This is a genomic window from Mesorhizobium sp. RCAM 06353, assembly GCF_059683585.1.
Window position 1 is genome coordinate 4883899 of the sequence record NZ_CM185031.1, and the last position, 16673, is coordinate 4900571.

Here is a 16673-nt window from a genome sequence, read left to right on the forward strand (position 1 = left end):
AGGAATATGGGGGCCAGGAACCTGGCGGCACGAAAAGCCGCCAAGAAGCTTACGGATCGGATTCCGCGACCGAAGAAGAAAGTCACCTGGCCGCAGGCGAGGGCGTTCTCCGTCCATCTGCTGACGGCGTCAGGCTCCTTCCTTGCCTTCCTGTCGCTGGTGGCGGCGAGTGAGGAACGCTGGACGGCAATGTTCTGGTGGCTTGGCCTGGCGCTGTTCGTCGACGGTATCGACGGGCCGATCGCCAGGAAGCTCGAGGTCAAGGAAATCCTGCCGACCTGGTCGGGCGAACTCCTCGACAACATCATCGACTATGTGACCTATGTGCTGATTCCGGCCTTCGCGCTCTACCAGCGCGGCTTCATGGGCGAGGGCCTGTCATTCCTGTCGGCGGCGATCATCGTCGTCTCCAGTGCGATCTATTATGCCGACACCGGCATGAAGACGAAGGAGAATTTCTTCAAGGGATTCCCGGTTGTCTGGAACATGGTGGTGTTCACGCTGTTCGTCATCGAGCCGGGACAATGGGTTTCGTTCGCGGTGGTGGTAGTGGCCGGCATCCTGACGTTCGTCCCGATCAATTTCATTCATCCGGTGCGGGTGGTGCGGCTGCGGCGCATCAATCTGACAATGACGCTTTTGTGGTGCGCCTTCGGCGCGCTTGCGCTTGCGCAGGCGGCGCTTGCCGCCTTCTATGATCAGATCGGCGTGCTGGGCGAACAGGTCAGCACTTTCATCAAGATCGGCATCACCATCAGCGGGCTCTACCTCGCCTCTATCGGTGGCATCATGCAGTTCTTTCCAAATCTCGGCGCCAAGAAGGCCTGATCAGCCGCTCCCAGAGGAAGTCAATCTATGTCCAAAGCGATCCGCATCCACGCCCATGGCGGCCCGGAAGTTCTGACCTATGAGGACACCGATCCCGGCCAGCCGGGTTCTGGGCAGATCCTGGTCAAGCATACGGCGATCGGCCTCAACTTCATCGATGTCTATCATCGCTCCGGGCTCTATCCGCCGCCCGGCGGTTTTCCGCTCATTCCAGGCAGCGAAGCCGCCGGCGTGGTGCAAGAGGTCGGTGAGGGCGTCGACTGGCTGAAGCCGGGCGACCGGATCGCCTATTCGACGAATGTCGGCGCCTATGCCGAGCAACGCGTCATCGCCGCCGACCGTGTGGTGAAGATTCCAGACGGCATCAGCGACGAACAGGCCGCCGCGATGATGCTGAAAGGCATGACCGCCGAATATCTCTTGCGCCGCACCTTCAAGGTGAAGGCGGGCGACACGATCCTGTTCCATGCCGCAGCCGGCGGCGTCGGCCTCATTCTCGGCCAATGGGCGAAAAATCTGGGCGCGACGGTCATTGGCACGGCAAGTTCGACCGACAAGATCGAGCTCGCCAAGGCGCACGGCTTCGACCATGTCATCAATTACAAGGAGCAGGATTTCGTCGCCGGCGTCGCGGCCATTACCGGTGGCAAAAAATGCGACGTGGTCTACGATTCGGTGGGTAACGACACCTTTCCGGCCTCGCTCGACTGTCTGAAGCCGCTCGGCATGTTCGTCAGCTTCGGCCAGTCCTCCGGACCGATCCCGCCATTCTCGATGTCATTGCTGGCCCAGAAGGGCTCGCTGTTCGCGACCCGGCCGACGCTGTTCGTCTACAATGCAAAACGCGAGGACCTCGATGCCTCCGCGGCTGCGCTGTTCGAGGTGGTGCTCGGCGGCGCCGTCAAGATACAGATCAACCAGCGCTATGCGCTGAAGGATGCGGGCAAGGCGCATGCCGACCTTGAGGGTCGCAGGACAACAGGGACGACCATTCTCATCCCTTAGTCCCGCCAGGCTTGCTATCCCTTGAATTTCCGCTGAAATTCTTGAAGCTCTTTCAAGACGCGTGCCGCTTTCCGTTGAGAGCCGGCGGCGCCTACCATGCTTGCGGGAACACAGAACATATCTGGCTAACCAGATGGGAGGCACTGTGAGTGCAGATCATGACGGGGCGAACCTGCTTGAGGTTCGTGGCCTGACCAAGATATTCGGCACGCTGACGGCGTGCGATCATATCGACCTCAACATCGCCAAGGGTGAAATCCACGCGCTGCTCGGCGAGAATGGCGCCGGCAAGTCGACGCTGGTCAAGATGCTGTTCGGCTCGCTGGAGCCCAATTCCGGTGAGATTTTCTGGAACGGCCAGGCGGTGCGGATCACCAGCCCGGGTGCTGCCAAGAAGCTCGGCATCGGCATGGTGTTCCAGCACTTTTCGCTGTTCGAGGCGCTGACCGCGGCCGAGAACATCGCGCTGTCCCTGGATGACGGCGCGCCGATCAGCAGCATTGCCGCGAAGGCGAGGGCGCTTTCCTTCAGCTACGGCCTGCCGCTCGATCCGGACTCGCTGGTCGGCGACCTGTCGGTCGGCGAGCGCCAGCGCATCGAGATCATCCGCTGCCTCTTGCAGACGCCGCAGCTCATCATCCTGGATGAGCCGACGTCGGTGCTGACGCCGCAGGAAGCCGACAAGCTGTTCGAGACCCTGGAGCGGCTGCGCGCGGAAGGCAAATCGATCCTCTACATTTCGCACCGGCTCGAAGAGGTCAAACGCATCTGCGACCGCGCCACCGTGTTGCGGCATGGCAAGGTGGTCGGCCACTGCAACCCGCGCGAGGAGACAGCCGCCTCACTCGCCCGCATGATGGTCGGCAACGAGGTGCAGGCCGTGGTGCGTGCGCCGGTCGAAGGGATCGAAACCGCACAGCCGCTGCTCGAAATCCGCGGACTCAGCCGCAAGCCGGCGACGCCGTTCTCCATTCCGCTCAAGAACATCAGCCTCAATGTCCGCGCCGGCGAGGTGATCGGCATTGCCGGTGTCGCCGGCAACGGCCAGGGCGAGTTCTTCGAATCCGTCTCCGGCGAGGTGTTGCAGCAGGATGCCGCCTCGGTGCGCATCCGTGGCAAGGATGCCGGTGGCCTCACCATCACCGGACGGCGCCTGCTGGGTGCCGCCTTCGTGCCGGAAGAGCGCCTCGGCCATGGTGCCGCGCCCCGCATGAAACTCTCGGAAAACCTTTTGCTGTCGCGCCATGCTACCGACGGCAAGGCCTTTGTCGGCACCGGCGGGATGGTCAAGAGCGGTGCTATCTACGCCGCCTCTCAACGCATCATCGAGGCGATGGACGTACGCAAGAGCGCGCCGGATCCGGAAGCGGCAGCACTTTCGGGCGGTAATCTGCAGAAATTCATCGTCGGCCGCGAGCTTGACCGCCGCCCAAGCGTCATGGTGGTCAACCAGCCGACCTGGGGCGTCGATGCCGGTGCCGCCGCCCACATCCGGCAGGCGCTGATCGAACTGTCGCGCAGTGGATCGGCGGTGCTGGTGATCAGCCAGGATCTCGACGAGCTGTTCGAAATCTCGGACGCGATCGCGGTCATGCACAATGGCGAGCTGTCCAAGCCGATGCCGATCGCCGAGGCGACCTTCGAGAAGGTCGGTCTGCTGATGGGCGGCGCCGAGCCCGGCCACGCCGAACATACGCTGGAGACGGCATGATGCGCCTCGAACTCGTCAAACGCCCGCAGCGCTCCGTGCTGTTTTCGGCCCTGTCGCCGTTCATCGCCTTCGCGCTCACGATCATTGCCGGCGCGGTTCTGTTCGCGCTGCTCGGCGTCAATCCGCTGACCGCGTTCCGGATCTACTTCATCGAGCCGATCAGCCAGGTCTGGCAGCTGCATGAGCTGGCGATCAAGGCGGCACCGCTGATCCTGATCGCGGTCGGCCTGTCGGTCTGCTACAAGGCCAACATCTGGAACATCGGCGCCGAGGGCCAGTTCGTCTTCGGCGCCATCTTCGGCTCCGCCATTCCGGTGCTGTTTCCGCAATTCGAAGGCCCACTGGTGCTGCCGCTGATGCTTCTGCTCGGCATGGTCGGCGGTGCGGCCTATGCGGCGATCCCCGCGTTTCTGAAAACCCGGTTCAACACCAACGAGATCCTGACCAGCCTGATGCTGGTCTATGTCGCCCAGCTCTTCCTCGACTGGCTGGTGCGCGGCCCATGGCGCGATCCGCAGGGCCATGGTTTCCCGCAGACGATCCGGTTCGGCGACGCGTCCGTGCTGCCGGAACTGATGCCGGATGCCGGACGCGCCAACTGGGGGTTCGTCTTCGCCCTGGTTGCCGCGGTCCTGGTCTGGATCCTGATGAGCCGCATGCTCAAGGGCTTCGAGGTCCGCGTGCTGGGCTCGAGCCCACGGGCAGGGCGCTTCGCAGGCTTCGGCCTCAACCGCATGGTGTTCTTCGCCTTCCTGCTGTCTGGCGCACTGGCCGGACTTGCCGGCATCTCGGAAGTCTCCGGCGCCATCGGACAGCTGCAGCCGGTGATCTCGCCCGGCTACGGCTTCACCGCCATCATCGTGGCGTTCCTTGGTCGCCTCAATCCGCTTGGCATCATCGCCGCGGGTCTGGTGCTGGCGCTGACCTATCTCGGCGGCGAGGCGGTGCAAAGCGCGCTCGGTATTTCCGACAAGGTGGCGAGGGTGTTCCAGGGCATGCTTTTGTTCTTTGTGCTCGGCTGCGACACGCTCATCCACTACCGCGTCCGCCTGATCGGCCTGGCGCTGACGAAACAAGAAGGCGCGGCGAAGCTCGAAGCGGCGCCGAAGTTGAAGGAAGCCCGCTGATGGACATCACCGTCAACATCCTCCTGACCATCGCCACGGCAGCGACCCCACTGTTGATCGCGGCGATCGGCGAACTGGTGGTCGAGCGCTCCGGCGTGCTCAATCTCGGCGTCGAAGGCATGATGATCATGGGCGCGGTAGGCGGCTTCGGCGCCGGCTACCTGACCGGCTCGCCCTGGATCGGCCTTTTGGCGGCAATCGTCATGGGCGCGCTGTTCTCGCTGCTGTTTGCCGTCATGACGCTGTCGCTGGCCACCAACCAGGTGGCGACCGGCCTGTCGCTGACGCTGCTCGGCCTCGGCCTCTCCGGCATGATCGGCACGAGCTTCGTCGGCCAGCCAGGCGTCCGGCTGCCCAATCTCGACATTCCCGGCCTCAGCTCAATCCCGGTCGTGGGCAAGCTGCTGTTCGGCCAGGATCCTATCTTCTACATCTCGATCGCGCTGACGGCGGCCGTGATGTGGTTCCTGTTCAAGACGCGTACCGGACTGACGCTGCGCTCGATCGGCGACAGTCACACGTCGGCGCATGCGCTTGGCATCAAGGTCATCCGCTACCGCTATCTCTCGGTCATCTTCGGCGGCGCTTGCGCCGGTCTGGCCGGCGGCCATCTGTCGCTGGTCTACACGCCGCAATGGGTAGAGAACATGTCAGCGGGCCGCGGCTGGATCGCGCTGGCGTTGGTGGTGTTTGCGTCCTGGCGGCCGTGGCGGGTGCTGGCCGGCGCCTACATCTTCGGCGCGGTGTGGATCGGCCAGCTTCATGCACAGGCTTTTGGCATTCCGGTGCCCTCGCAGATGCTTTCTTCTCTGCCCTATCTGGCAACCGTTGTGGTTCTCGTTCTAATCTCGCGCAACAAGCGTCTGACGATGATGAACACGCCGGCATCCCTGGGGCAGCCATTCGTTCCGGATCGTTGACAATAATAACAAACGGGAAGCTCCAAGGCTTAACACAGAGAGGTAACACAATGAAAAAACTGCTTATTGCCCTGATGACGACAACAGCGGCTTTGTCGCTGGCCGCGTCCGCAGAGGCTGCCGACAAGTTGAAGGCCTGCTGGGTCTATACCGGCCCGATCGGCGATTTCGGCTACTCCTACCAGCACGACCAAGGCCGGCTCGAGGTCGAGAAGGCGCTCGGCGACAAGGTCGAGACCGCCTATCTGGAGAACGTCTCCGAAGGTCCCGATGCCGACCGCGCTTTCGAGCGCCTGGCACGCGAAGGCTGCAAGCTGATCTTCGGCACCTCGTTCGGCTTCATGGACGCCGAGGTGAAGGTCGCCAAGAAATTCCCGAAAGTGATGTTCGAGCACGCCACCGGCTACAAGTCCGGCGACAATCTCGGCCTCTACAATGCCCGCTTCTATGAAGGCCGATACGTGCTCGGCCAGATCGCCGCCAAGGAATCGAAGTCCGGCGTCGCCGGCTACATCGTTTCCTTCCCGATCCCGGAAGTGGTGATGGGCATCAACTCCTTCATGCTCGGCGCGCAGTCGATCAACCCGAACTTCAAGGCCAAGATCGTCTGGGTCAATTCGTGGTTCGATCCGGGCAAGGAAGCCGACGCTGCCAAGGCGCTGTTCGACCAGGGCGCCGACATCATCGTCCAGCACACCGATTCGACCGCTGCCTTGCAGGTGGCCGAGGAGCGCAAGCTGCACGGCTTCGGCCAATCCTCCGACATGATCAAGTTCGCGCCGAACGCGCAGTTGACCTCACTGACTGATGAATGGGGTCCCTACTACACAAGCCGGGTCCAGGCAGCGCTGGACGGCACCTGGAAGCCGGACAATGTCTGGCTTGGCATCAAGGACGGTGCGGTCAAGCTCGCGCCCTACACCAACATGCCCGACGACGTGAAGGCGATGGCCGAGGCGACCGAGAAGAAGATCGCCGGCGGCTGGAACCCCTTCACCGGACCGATCGCCAAGCAGGACGGCTCGGCATGGCTGAAGGACGGTGAAGTCGCCGATGACGGCACGCTGCTCGGCATGAACTTTTACGTCAAGGGGGTCGACGACAAGCTGCCGCAATAAGGCACATCACGTACCGAATATGGAGAGGGCGCCGCGAGGCGCCCTTTTCTTTGTCTGGAGAAGCTGATTGAAGGCTCAGACAGCCGAACCATAGAGGTCATAGGCGTCGGCACGGTCGATCTTGACGGTGACGATGTCGCCTTGGCGCAGCGGACGACGCGACTGGATGTGGACCGAGCCGTCAATCTCCGGGGCGTCGTATTTGGTGCGGCCCTTTGCCGAGGTGCCGTGCGCCTCGTCGATCAGCACCGGCAGACGCTTGCCGACCTTCCTGGCCAGCTGCGTCGCGGAAATCTTCTGCTGGCGCTGCATGAAGCGGTGCCAGCGTGCCTCCTTGATTTCCTGCGGTACCTGTTCGAGACCGAGGTCGTTGGAGCGGGCGCCCTTGACCGGCTCGTATTTGAAGCAGCCGGCACGGTCGATCTTGGCCTCGTCCAGCCAGTCGAGCAGCATCTCGAAATCCTCGTCCGTCTCACCGGGAAAGCCGACGATGAAGGTCGAGCGGATGGCGAGATCCGGGCACACATCGCGCCAGCCGCGGATGCGTTCCAGCGTCTTTTCGCCGTGCGCCGGGCGGCGCATGTTCTTCAGCACCTGCGGCGACGCATGCTGGAACGGGATGTCCAGATAGGGAAGGATCTTGCCGTCGGCCATCAGCGGAATGACGTCGGCGACATGCGGGTAGGGGTAGACATAGTGCATGCGCACCCAGATGCCGAGCTTGCCCAGTTCCTCCGACAGGTCGAGGAATTTCGCCCGCACTTCGCGATCGCCGAACATGGACGTCTGGTACTTGATGTCGATGCCGTAGGCGCTGGTGTCCTGCGAGATGACGAGCAACTCCTTGACACCGGCCTTGGCCAGTTTTTCGGCTTCGCGCAGCACATCGGCAGCCGGCCGCGAAACGAGATCGCCGCGCAGCGCCGGGATGATGCAGAAGGTGCAGCGGTTGTTGCAGCCTTCCGAAATCTTGAGATAGGCATAGTGGCGCGGCGTCAGCTTGACGCCCTGCGGCGGCAGGAGATCGATGTAGGGATCGTGCGAAGGAGGGGCGGCCTCATGCACGGCGGCCATCACGCTCTCATAGGCCTGCGGCCCGGTGATCGCCAGCACATTGGGATGCTTCTCGCGGATCACGTCCGGCTCGGCGCCGAGGCAACCAGTGACGATGACCCTGCCGTTTTCCGAAAGCGCGGATCCGATGGCATTGAGCGACTCGTCGCGGGCGGAGTCGAGGAAACCGCAGGTGTTGACGACGACGAGATCAGCGCCGTCATGCTTGCGGGCGATCTCATAGCCTTCGGCGCGCAGGCGCGTGATGATGCGCTCGGAATCCACGAGCGCCTTCGGACATCCAAGGCTGACGAAACTGACGCGAGGGGCGGACATAGGCAAGTTTCCAATGGGGGCAGGGGCCGAAACGCTGGTCCGGCCTCAAGTCGCTGTAAATTTCGGTCTGTGGCGTGTGGCAGGAGCCAATACGCGCGGCGCAATAGCATGGGTTGCGCAATCAAGCAAACCGGCCAACAGGCTGGTCCGCGCCATCGGGATGGATCAATGCCCGCCCGACCCGAACCAGGGCGCCAGGAAAGCGAAGTGATCGGGGTACTGTTGTACCGCACCGTCCAGCAGCATTTTCACCGCAACGTAGAGAATGATCGCCAGGCCGAGATAGGCGATCCAGCGATATTTGTGCAGGAGGCGCGCGACGAACGAGGCGGCAAAGCCCATCAGGGCAATCGACAGGACCAGTCCGACAATCAGAACCGTCGGATGGTTCATCGCCGCTCCCGCTACGGCAAGAACGTTGTCGAGCGACATCGAAACGTCGGCGATGACGATCTGCCAGGCAGCCTGCGAGAAGGTCTTGCTCGGCCCCTTGCCACCGATGACACCGTCCTTGTTGAAATCACCATTCGACAGAGATTCGGTCGCGTCGCGCTCCTGTTCGTGGCTGACACGCAATTCGCGCCACATCTTCCAGCAGACCCACAACAACAGCAGGCCGCCGCCGATAAGCAGCATGGGTCCAATGGTGAGCAGCCATTGCGTGATCAGGGCGAAGAAAATGCGCAGCACGGTGGCCGCCGCGATGCCGACGAGAATGGCGCGCTGCCGTTGGCTTGCCGGCAGGCCAGCCGCGGCGAGACCGATGACGATGGCATTGTCGCCCGCCAGAGCAAGGTCGATGGCTATGACCTGAAGAAGAGCCGATAAGCCCGTGGCAGTGAATATTTCCATAGATCTGGAAGCCCTTGCCTGTTCGCCGAGTGTCGTCGTCGACTATCCAAACGGGCCTAAAGGCATGGTCCGCTGGCGTCAAGACGCTGCATCGGACAACGTTGGGAAACCACTTTTGTTACAGTGGGATTACCGGGGATTTTCAGTTCTCGCCGCTCGAACGCTTGCGCCGCTGCGAGTGTGGAAAAACTAGTCGTAGAGATTGTACTTCGCCCAGTCGGCTTCCGGAATTTCGTCGCCGATCCGGTAGCGCAGCTGCAGGACTTCCATATGATCCGGGCCGGTCTGGCATTTGAATTTCAGCCGGTACCATTGTCCCTTGCTGCGGAACGCCGCACCAGGGCTCCTGATCGCATCGGCGCTCATCTCGGGCGTCGCGAAGGCGTAGGCGACGACGCGGTCGGCCTTGAACTTGCGGTCATCGTGGGTGATCCGGTCCAGGACTTCGGCATCGCAGCGCTGCTCGAGGCGTGTTTGCGGATCAAGTTTCATCAGGCCGTTGCGCAAGGCGTTGTCCATCGCGTTGGCCGGAAAAGCCAGCGCCAAGGACGCAATGGCCGTCATGCAGAGTGTCTTCATGGGCGGGACAAGCAGCATGTTTTGTCTGAAAAATCAACTAAGAGGGCCGCTTCATGCTCGGCAAGCCCCCGCTTTCAGGGGGTCGGCGCAATCAAAATCTCGTGTCGAGGCGCATCGTGCGCGCTCTGCGGCCAACGGACCAGCGAGGCGCGGCCGGCATCGGTGAGATCGTAAAGGCCGCGGTCGACGCGCGCGAACCAGCCATAGACATTATGCTGCAGGATTTTCGGCGCGATCGGCGTCAAGACCTTCAGATCGCGCGGCCGTCTGGGTCCGTCAACCATCGCGGCGGCGCAGGTGAGGGCGCTTTGGCGGTAGGCGGTCATGATCGGATTGCGCGATCCTCCGCCGGCGACAGGGTCGCCGCGGCGCCGCTGATGTTCGTCGACAAGGCGAGAGCGCTTCCGTGCGTTCTTGCGCGGCTCCGGCGCGGCAGGACTGACAAGCACTTCGACCTTGTCACTGGCTGTCACACCAAGCACGCCGAAGCCAAGCCGACGGCAGAGATTGCGGAACCGGGCGTCGCTTTCGCGCCCCTTGCCGCGTGCCGACATGCGCGCCGCCAGCCAGACTTCGTCGCACGCGGCGGCACGGTCGACGCCCTGCAGCACGAGTTCCAGATTGAACTGCAGCTTCAATTCGCAGATGACGACGATCGGCGGCTCGCCCTCGCGCAACGCGACGATGTCGCAGCCGCCAATCTCACCCTTCACGACGAAGTCGAGACTTTCGAGGAACCGCTTCACCGGCGCATAGAGTGAGGTCTCGTTCATGCCGCAAGGCTTAGCCGATTCGACGAGAAAAAGCCTTCTGGCTTCAGGAAAGCGCTGCGTACCGAATCCCTAGAGCGGTTCATCGTTTCTTGGAAACGCCGAACCGCTCTATCTTTTGTTTTGACGCAATTCCGGACGGAAAACCGTTTCACACTTTTCCTGGAATTGCTCAGGAATGAGTTTTTCCGAGGAAGGCCAACAGCACGCTGTTGAACTGCTCGGGTCGTTGCAGCGGTGCGAAATGACTGACGCCGGGCAGGGTGATCAATTCGGAGCCTGGGATACTGTGGGCCAGATAGGTCGCGTGTTCGTCTTTGATGAACTCGTCACGCTCGCTTTGAACGATCGCCACGGGCACGCGCGTCCACGCTAGGTCGGCGGCGGAATAATTGGGTTCGGTCTTCATCATCAGGTCGACGGCTTTGACGAATGCATCGAACTGGTCCGGTGTCGCTGACAGTTCGGCATAGTCCTTGGCGTGCCGGCCAAAACATCGCTCGATAACCGGACTGGGCTCGAATTCCTTGGTGCCGCTCGGATCCATGTTGCAGCCGAAGAAGAACACAGCCGTGACGCGGTCGGCGGCTTTCATGCCGAGGATCAGGGCGATGCAGGCGCCATCGCTCCAACCCGCCACGGCCGCCTTTTTCAAATGCAGGGCGTCCATTACGGCCAGGACATCCGAAGCCATCAGTTCGTATTTGTACGGCCTTTCGTCGCGGGTGCTGCGCCCGTGGCCGCGGCTGTCGATCACCACGACCTGGTAGCCACCCTTGACCAGCGCGGGAACCTGAAATCCCCAATTGCCGCTATGACCGAGGCCGCCATGCAACAAGATCACGGGAGGGCCGGCCCCAAACGTGGCGTACCAGATTTTTGCGCCCTCATGTTCCAGCTGGCCTTCGGCCCGTGCGACCGGCAGGGGCGCTGCGCCACGCGCTTCGAATTTCCTGAGGTCGTCGTCGTGATGGTCCATGCCGAGAAAGCCTCGAGGCGAATGCGCAGGACCTACAATTATTGCTGGTATCCGCCAAAACCAACCCGCGACGGAAAGTCTGCTGCCATCAGGCGACACCGCCAATTTCCGCCGCCGATGTCAGCAGTCAGGCTTCGGTGCTCGGCACCACACGGGTTGATGGCTTCTCGCGGGGCAGGAGCGGATAGCTGACCTGCCCGAAGTAGCTTGCGGGGATCGGATCATCGACGCCGTATTTTTCCGGCACCTTGTTGCCGGTGGCATTGTAGGTGCCGAACACCATGTCGAGGACAGGCAACTGCCCGGCGAAGTTCTTGTCATAGGCTTCGCGCTGGTTGGCATGGTGCCAACGATGGAACTGCGGGCTGGCGATCAGCCACTTCAAGGGGCCGAACGGAATCCTCAGGTTTGAATGAACAAGCAGCGTGTGTCCAAAATAGAGTGACGAAAAGACGGCGATCGAAGCTTCGGAGAAACCGAGGAAAAAGATCGGCGTCAGCGATATCGCCTTTGTGAGGATGGCGTCGACCGGGTGGGAGTGGAAGGCGCCGAGCCAGTCCAACTCCTCGATGCCATGGTGAACGGCGTGGAATTTCCAAAGCGCGGGAATTTCGTGGAAGGCCCGGTGTGTCCAATAGACGCCGATATCGGTGATCAGGATGATTTCCGCGACCTGCAGCCAGATGGGCTGGCCGCCGACGGCGTGCGCCATTGATTGCGGAACCAGAATCGCGGCGGCGTCGAGGGTGTTGGCCGCGATCAGAACGACGACCACTTTTATGATGAGGCCGTTGAACAGCACATAGATCAGGTCGACACCCAGGCCCTTGCGGAGGGCCTTCTGGGGCCGTTCGTGGAACAGATGTTCGAACGGAATGAAGATCAACGCTGAGATCAACAGCGCCTTGATGCCAAATATATCCATTCGCCCGCCTCTGTTGCCCCGCCTTGGCCAGCACACGCTCGCACCTCAGCTTCCGGACAGAACCACATTTCTCCTTTCCAAAGGCTTGATGCCGGTCCCCCCGGTTACGTTCGTGGCCGGGGATGTGATGAACACGCTCACCTGTCTGTCACATCGGTGTCGCAACCGGGCGATATCCCAGCGATGCGCGGTCGACGAGCGCAGCGTGTTCCGCGCGTCCTCCCAAGACCAACCCCTCCGGTTCCCTGCCGGTGGGGTTTTCTATTTCAGATGCTATCTTGGCAGTCACGAACCGTCCTTGCTATTGTGGCTTACGGTCAGCACAGGACACCCCGTCATGGACGCAAGTGAAATGAGTGCGATCGGCGACACCCTCATGAGGATCGTTACGCCCGACATGTCTCCCAAGCAGCTTGTCAAGGCGGCCCAGAAAGCGCACCCCAAGGCCTCGAAGAAGGACATAGCGAGAGCAGCCTTCTTTTCGATCATCGCAAATACGGATCAGGACATCGGCAAGGCCAAGAACCTGCAGGCATTTGCCATCGCGGAGCGTACCCAGCCATCCGAATAGGCAATCGCGTTGAGTGGACCTGCCATCGCGCCGCCACCACGTCGGGCGGCCAGCAGCAAGCGAGCACGCGGTTCAAGAGGTTGTATGGTCCAGGAGTTTGGTGGTCGGGTCGCGACGATGATCGGAATTGGCACGATCGATGCCCTCAACGGTGATCGCGATCGTCCCGTTCTCGATCCTTGCTATCCAACCTTTTGCCTTGAGGTACCAGAGATGAAACTCGAGATGTTCTCGCGGGCAGCCTGACAATCTCTCAAGTTCCACATCGCCAATGCCAGGGTTATTAACGTCTTGTCGGCGTTTTACATAAAGAAGCGCGAGCAGCCTGGCCTGGATTACGACGTCACGCTCCATGCCCTTGGTGTTGCCGGCTTCCTCGGTCAACTCCCGACGCAGACCCGCGTGATCCCTATACTGGATGTCGTATTGCGCGCGCTTGACTGGGTCCTTGAGCGTATTGTGGGCCTCTACGATTTCGCTGAAGCGGGCTTCGTCGCCAGTGTCCTGATTGTCGGGATGGTAACGCATGGCAAAATAACGAAACACCCGTTCCAGCGTTTCGGAGTTCGCGTTTGGGCTGACTTCCAGAACTTCGTAGTAGTCAATGAACATCGCGGCGCTCCCTCCAACGCAGTCATATATTCATATTGGCCAAAATAATGAACATCCAGTGGGTGGAAAAACAATGCATCGAGGGCGGGACCGCGCGGACAGAATCAGAATAGAAAGTTGAGCAAATGGAAATTTTTCGTCCTGCAAATCGTGGAACCTGCCCCCAAGTGCTCGTGATACGCTCTTGTAATCGGCGCTCTGGACAGATTGCCGTTTGTGCAGCCGGCCTTCGGCCGTTACCTGTACCTTGGCGGTCGAGCCAGCTTAATGCCGTCCGACCTGAATTCGTCTAGCATGTTTTCGGCTGGCGAGTAGCCGTCTCGCTCAAACTGATCCAGCAGTGTTTGCATTTGGAGCGGCTGCATTTCCTTTTCGTTTATCGGCCTGGGGACCGGCACCGCAGACGCGGCGAGCTGCAGTTCGGCCGCGCATTGCCGGATCAGATTCGATAGGGTGGTGAAGGCCCTAATCTGCGCGACGTTGGCGAGCCGGTTCTTGACCATATCGCGCTGCGCGGAAAGCGCTGTGACGCTTGATGATAGGTTATGGCTTGCCCGATGACAGATCAGGTGGCGCGGCTCGGTGGCAGCCGATCTTTTGTCTGATCCCGGAAAACGTTACTGCCCGCAACTGTTTGATAGCTTGCCGAGCGGACCTTCAAATCAACTCAAATCTCACGTCGGTAGCTAAGGGATCGCATTTGCGCTGGGTCAAAGCTCGTCTCGCCCGTCGCGACTACAAGATGTTGCGAAAATTGGCAGTTGGCCGCGCGACAACGGAGGCGATTCTAGTGAAGCTGATGGCATCTCTGTTCCTGGCAACCTACCCGGACGCGAACTCCTCGAAAATCGCGGCGAACACGGTCGCTCTCGTCAAGCAGATCGACGCCGCGCTCCATGCCGTTGCCATCGATGTCGACATTCCCGACGTTTCGAACGCGCTGTCGAGCTACCTGCTCGATCTTCCCTACAAGATACAAGAGGTCGAGGCGACCAGTCGCAAGCGCGGCAAAGATCTGCTCGAGGCAATTATCCAAGAGGCCGCGCACGGGGGTGTGACCCTCAGCACGCAGGAGTTGACCACGCCACCGGCATTGATGGGCGATGTTGCCGCGAAGCACTCCCGCTATTTCGATGTCTGCCTGGTCGGCTGGGCGCCGGCCAACCAGACGGCGCGGATGTTAGCCGAGGCGATCCTGTTCGACTCGGGTCGACCGACCCTGCTTCTTCCCGACTCCGCGGACGTTGGGACCCTTGGACATGTCGTTGTCGCCTGGGACGGCAGCCGGGTGGCCGCGCGGGCGGTTGCCGACGCGCGGGCCTTTCTTGAACGTGCCTCGACGATCACCGTTTTGACCGTGACCGACGAAAAGCCGCTTCCGGGACAGGGCATCGGCGAACTCCTGGCGTTGGGCTTGAGGACGCGTGGTCTGGTGGCCCAGGCTGTCTCTATCCAGGCAGGGGACAGTTCAATCGGAACAGCGCTTCAGGAGCATGCTCTCAAGATCGGCGGCAACCTGCTTGTCATGGGCGGATACGGCCACTCCCGCGTCAGGGACTTCGTGCTTGGCGGTGCCACCGAAGGCATTCTCGCGGATCTGCGCCTGCCTGTCCTGCTGTCACATTAGGTCGTGGCGAGATGAGAGGCGACACGGATCCTATTCTGCGTTTCCATGGCGCAGCCCATGGCGTCACCGGCTCATGTTATGAGATCGAGACGCCGCATTCGCGCATCCTCATCGACTGCGGTCTGTTCCAGGGGTCGAAGTCCGAACGGGAATTGAACTACGGTGCGTTCCCGTTTCCCCCGGACGCGATTGACGCCGTCATCCTGACGCACGCGCATATCGATCACAGCGGCCTTTTGCCGAAGCTGGTCAAACAGGGCTTTTCTGGTCCCATCCATACGACCCGCGCCACCATCGATCTCTGCTCGGTCATGCTGCCGGATTCGGCGCATATCCAGGAAATGGAGGTCGAACACCTGAACCGTCGCAACGCGCAGCGCGGCCGGCCGCCGGTCGAGCCGATCTACGGTCAGCAGGATGCGGCCGCGTGCATGACCCTGTTCCGCGCCCTGGAATATGGCGAATGGACCACCATCGCCGAAGGCCTCCGCGCCCGCTTCTGGAACGCCGGCCATCTCCTTGGTTCGGCATCGGTAGAGCTTGAGATCGACCGACACGATGCGAGTTTGCGCGTCATGTTTTCGGGCGACATCGGACCAGGCCACAAGCTACTTCAGACCGATCCCGAGGGGCCCGCCGACGTTGACTATCTGATCTGCGAATCGACCTACGGCGACCGCGACCGACCGGACGTCTCGCCCGAACAGCGGCGATCCCAGCTTGGTGACATCGTGCGTGGTGCCGCCGAGGCCGGCGGCCCCCTCATCATTCCGTCCTTTGCCGTCGAGAGGACGCAAGAACTGCTGGTCGACCTGTATCTGCTCATGAATGCGGGGGAGGTGCCGTCAGCTCCGGTCTTCGTAGACTCGCCGCTGGCGACACGCGCCAGTGCGATTTTCGAGCGGCATGCCAACGAGATCGAACAGGGTGACGTGCTGCGCCAGGCCCTCAACTCGAAGGAGCTGCGCTTCACCGAGACGGTGGAACAGAGCAAGGCGATCAACCGCCTGAGCGGCTTCTTCGTGGTGATCGCCGCCAGCGGCATGTGCGACGCGGGGCGTATCCGCCATCATCTCAAGGCCAATCTCTGGCGCCGGAACGCCACGGTGATGATGGCCGGATACCAGGCCCAAGGGTCGCTCGGGCGGATCCTGCTCGACGGCGCTGAGCGTGTGCGCATCCAGGGTGAGGAAGTCGAGGTCAAGGCACGCATCAGCCTGTTCGACCTCTATTCCGGCCACGCCGACGCCAGCGAACTGGTCGCCTGGCTCAAGGCCCGAACTCCGGTGAAGCAGCAGGTGTTCCTGACGCATGGAGAGGAAGCCGGACTCGGCGGCCTGCGTGGAAGGCTTGCAGGACTGATACCCGACGACAAGATCATCGTCCCCAGGCTAGACGATGCTTTCCAATTGACCCCCGGTCGTAATTTGCCGGTCGAGGTCAATGAGCCCCGCCGTCTGAAGCCGGAAAAGATTGCCCGCCTCGACTGGCACAATGACCTTTCAAAGCTTCTCCTCGACGTAAACGAGGCGGTCAGCGCCGCGGCCGACGAACGGAGTCGCGCAGCGGTCATCAGGCGCATGCGCAGGGCGCTCGAGGACGAGGACGCGTAGAGGCCGGCGAAGGATGAACTGAAAGCGCGCGAGCGCGTTGGTGTCCA

16 protein-coding genes are annotated in these 16673 nt (G+C 61.6%); 9 read left to right on the forward strand and 7 right to left on the reverse strand.

Annotated features, from left to right (window positions below; genetic code table 11):
* The first annotated feature begins 6 nt into the window (after nt 1-6).
* The 6 genes from pcsA to AC56QX_RS23530 all read left to right on the forward strand — a co-directional run bounded on the left by pcsA (nt 7) and on the right by AC56QX_RS23530 (nt 6709).
* On the forward strand, nt 7-828 hold the full coding sequence (pcsA, locus tag AC56QX_RS23505) for a phosphatidylcholine synthase (protein WP_497117853.1): 822 nt from the start codon (nt 7-9) through the stop codon (nt 826-828).
* A 27-nt stretch (nt 829-855) separates the two neighbouring features.
* Nucleotides 856-1833, forward strand: coding sequence for a quinone oxidoreductase family protein (locus tag AC56QX_RS23510; RefSeq protein ID WP_497110914.1), 978 nt, complete (start codon nt 856-858; stop codon nt 1831-1833).
* A 133-nt stretch (nt 1834-1966) separates the two neighbouring features.
* A complete protein-coding gene (locus AC56QX_RS23515; protein ID WP_497110915.1) occupies nt 1967-3544 on the forward strand; it encodes an ABC transporter ATP-binding protein in 1578 nt (525 codons plus the stop codon).
* Entirely contained in the window at nt 3541-4671 is a 1131-nt protein-coding gene (locus AC56QX_RS23520; protein WP_497110916.1) for an ABC transporter permease, read from the forward strand. The genes AC56QX_RS23515 and AC56QX_RS23520 overlap by 4 nt, the downstream gene beginning before the upstream one ends.
* Nucleotides 4671-5591, forward strand: coding sequence for an ABC transporter permease (locus tag AC56QX_RS23525; protein ID WP_475450808.1), 921 nt, complete (start codon nt 4671-4673; stop codon nt 5589-5591). The genes AC56QX_RS23520 and AC56QX_RS23525 overlap by 1 nt, the downstream gene beginning before the upstream one ends.
* A 50-nt stretch (nt 5592-5641) precedes the next feature.
* Nucleotides 5642-6709 carry a BMP family ABC transporter substrate-binding protein gene (locus AC56QX_RS23530; RefSeq protein WP_497110918.1) on the forward strand — a complete coding sequence of 356 codons (1068 nt, stop codon included), beginning with the start codon at nt 5642-5644 and terminating at the stop codon, nt 6707-6709.
* A 75-nt stretch (nt 6710-6784) separates the two neighbouring features.
* On the opposite strand, the gene rimO is transcribed toward AC56QX_RS23530, so the two are convergent.
* The 6 genes from rimO to AC56QX_RS23560 form a co-directional block, all read right to left on the reverse strand.
* Complete coding sequence (gene rimO / locus AC56QX_RS23535) at nt 6785-8098, reverse strand: 30S ribosomal protein S12 methylthiotransferase RimO (RefSeq protein ID WP_497110921.1); 1314 nt, start codon at nt 8096-8098, stop codon at nt 6785-6787.
* Between the two features lie 165 nt (nt 8099-8263).
* Nucleotides 8264-8950 (reverse strand): TerC family protein, encoded by a 687-nt coding sequence (locus AC56QX_RS23540; RefSeq protein ID WP_497110922.1) that lies wholly within the window; start codon nt 8948-8950, stop codon nt 8264-8266.
* Between the two features lie 189 nt (nt 8951-9139).
* On the reverse strand, nt 9140-9547 hold the full coding sequence (locus tag AC56QX_RS23545) for a DUF930 domain-containing protein (protein ID WP_497110925.1): 408 nt from the start codon (nt 9545-9547) through the stop codon (nt 9140-9142).
* Nucleotides 9548-9603: 56 nt separating this feature from the next.
* Nucleotides 9604-10302, reverse strand: a complete 699-nt coding sequence (locus AC56QX_RS23550; RefSeq protein WP_497110927.1) for a DUF2161 domain-containing phosphodiesterase — start codon at nt 10300-10302, stop codon at nt 9604-9606.
* 169 nt (nt 10303-10471) lie between these two features.
* Nucleotides 10472-11278 (reverse strand): alpha/beta fold hydrolase, encoded by an 807-nt coding sequence (locus AC56QX_RS23555; RefSeq protein ID WP_497110929.1) that lies wholly within the window; start codon nt 11276-11278, stop codon nt 10472-10474.
* 127 nt (nt 11279-11405) lie between these two features.
* The gene (locus tag AC56QX_RS23560) at nt 11406-12203 is read right to left on the reverse strand and encodes a sterol desaturase family protein (RefSeq protein WP_497110930.1); all 798 of its coding nucleotides are present in this window, start codon (nt 12201-12203) and stop codon (nt 11406-11408) included.
* A 337-nt stretch (nt 12204-12540) separates the two neighbouring features.
* On the opposite strand from AC56QX_RS23560, the gene AC56QX_RS23565 reads away from it, so the two are divergent.
* Nucleotides 12541-12774, forward strand: a complete 234-nt coding sequence (locus tag AC56QX_RS23565; RefSeq protein WP_497110931.1) for a hypothetical protein — start codon at nt 12541-12543, stop codon at nt 12772-12774.
* 72 nt (nt 12775-12846) lie between these two features.
* Here the strand turns inward: AC56QX_RS23565 and AC56QX_RS23570 are convergent, their stop codons facing one another.
* Nucleotides 12847-13386, reverse strand: coding sequence for a DnaJ domain-containing protein (locus AC56QX_RS23570; RefSeq protein ID WP_497110933.1), 540 nt, complete (start codon nt 13384-13386; stop codon nt 12847-12849).
* Between the two features lie 700 nt (nt 13387-14086).
* Here AC56QX_RS23570 and AC56QX_RS23575 point away from each other — a divergent pair.
* Entirely contained in the window at nt 14087-15013 is a 927-nt protein-coding gene (locus tag AC56QX_RS23575; RefSeq protein ID WP_497110934.1) for a universal stress protein, read from the forward strand.
* Between the two features lie 11 nt (nt 15014-15024).
* Nucleotides 15025-16626 (forward strand): MBL fold metallo-hydrolase, encoded by a 1602-nt coding sequence (locus tag AC56QX_RS23580; protein WP_497110935.1) that lies wholly within the window; start codon nt 15025-15027, stop codon nt 16624-16626.
* Nucleotides 16627-16673 lie beyond the last annotated feature (47 nt).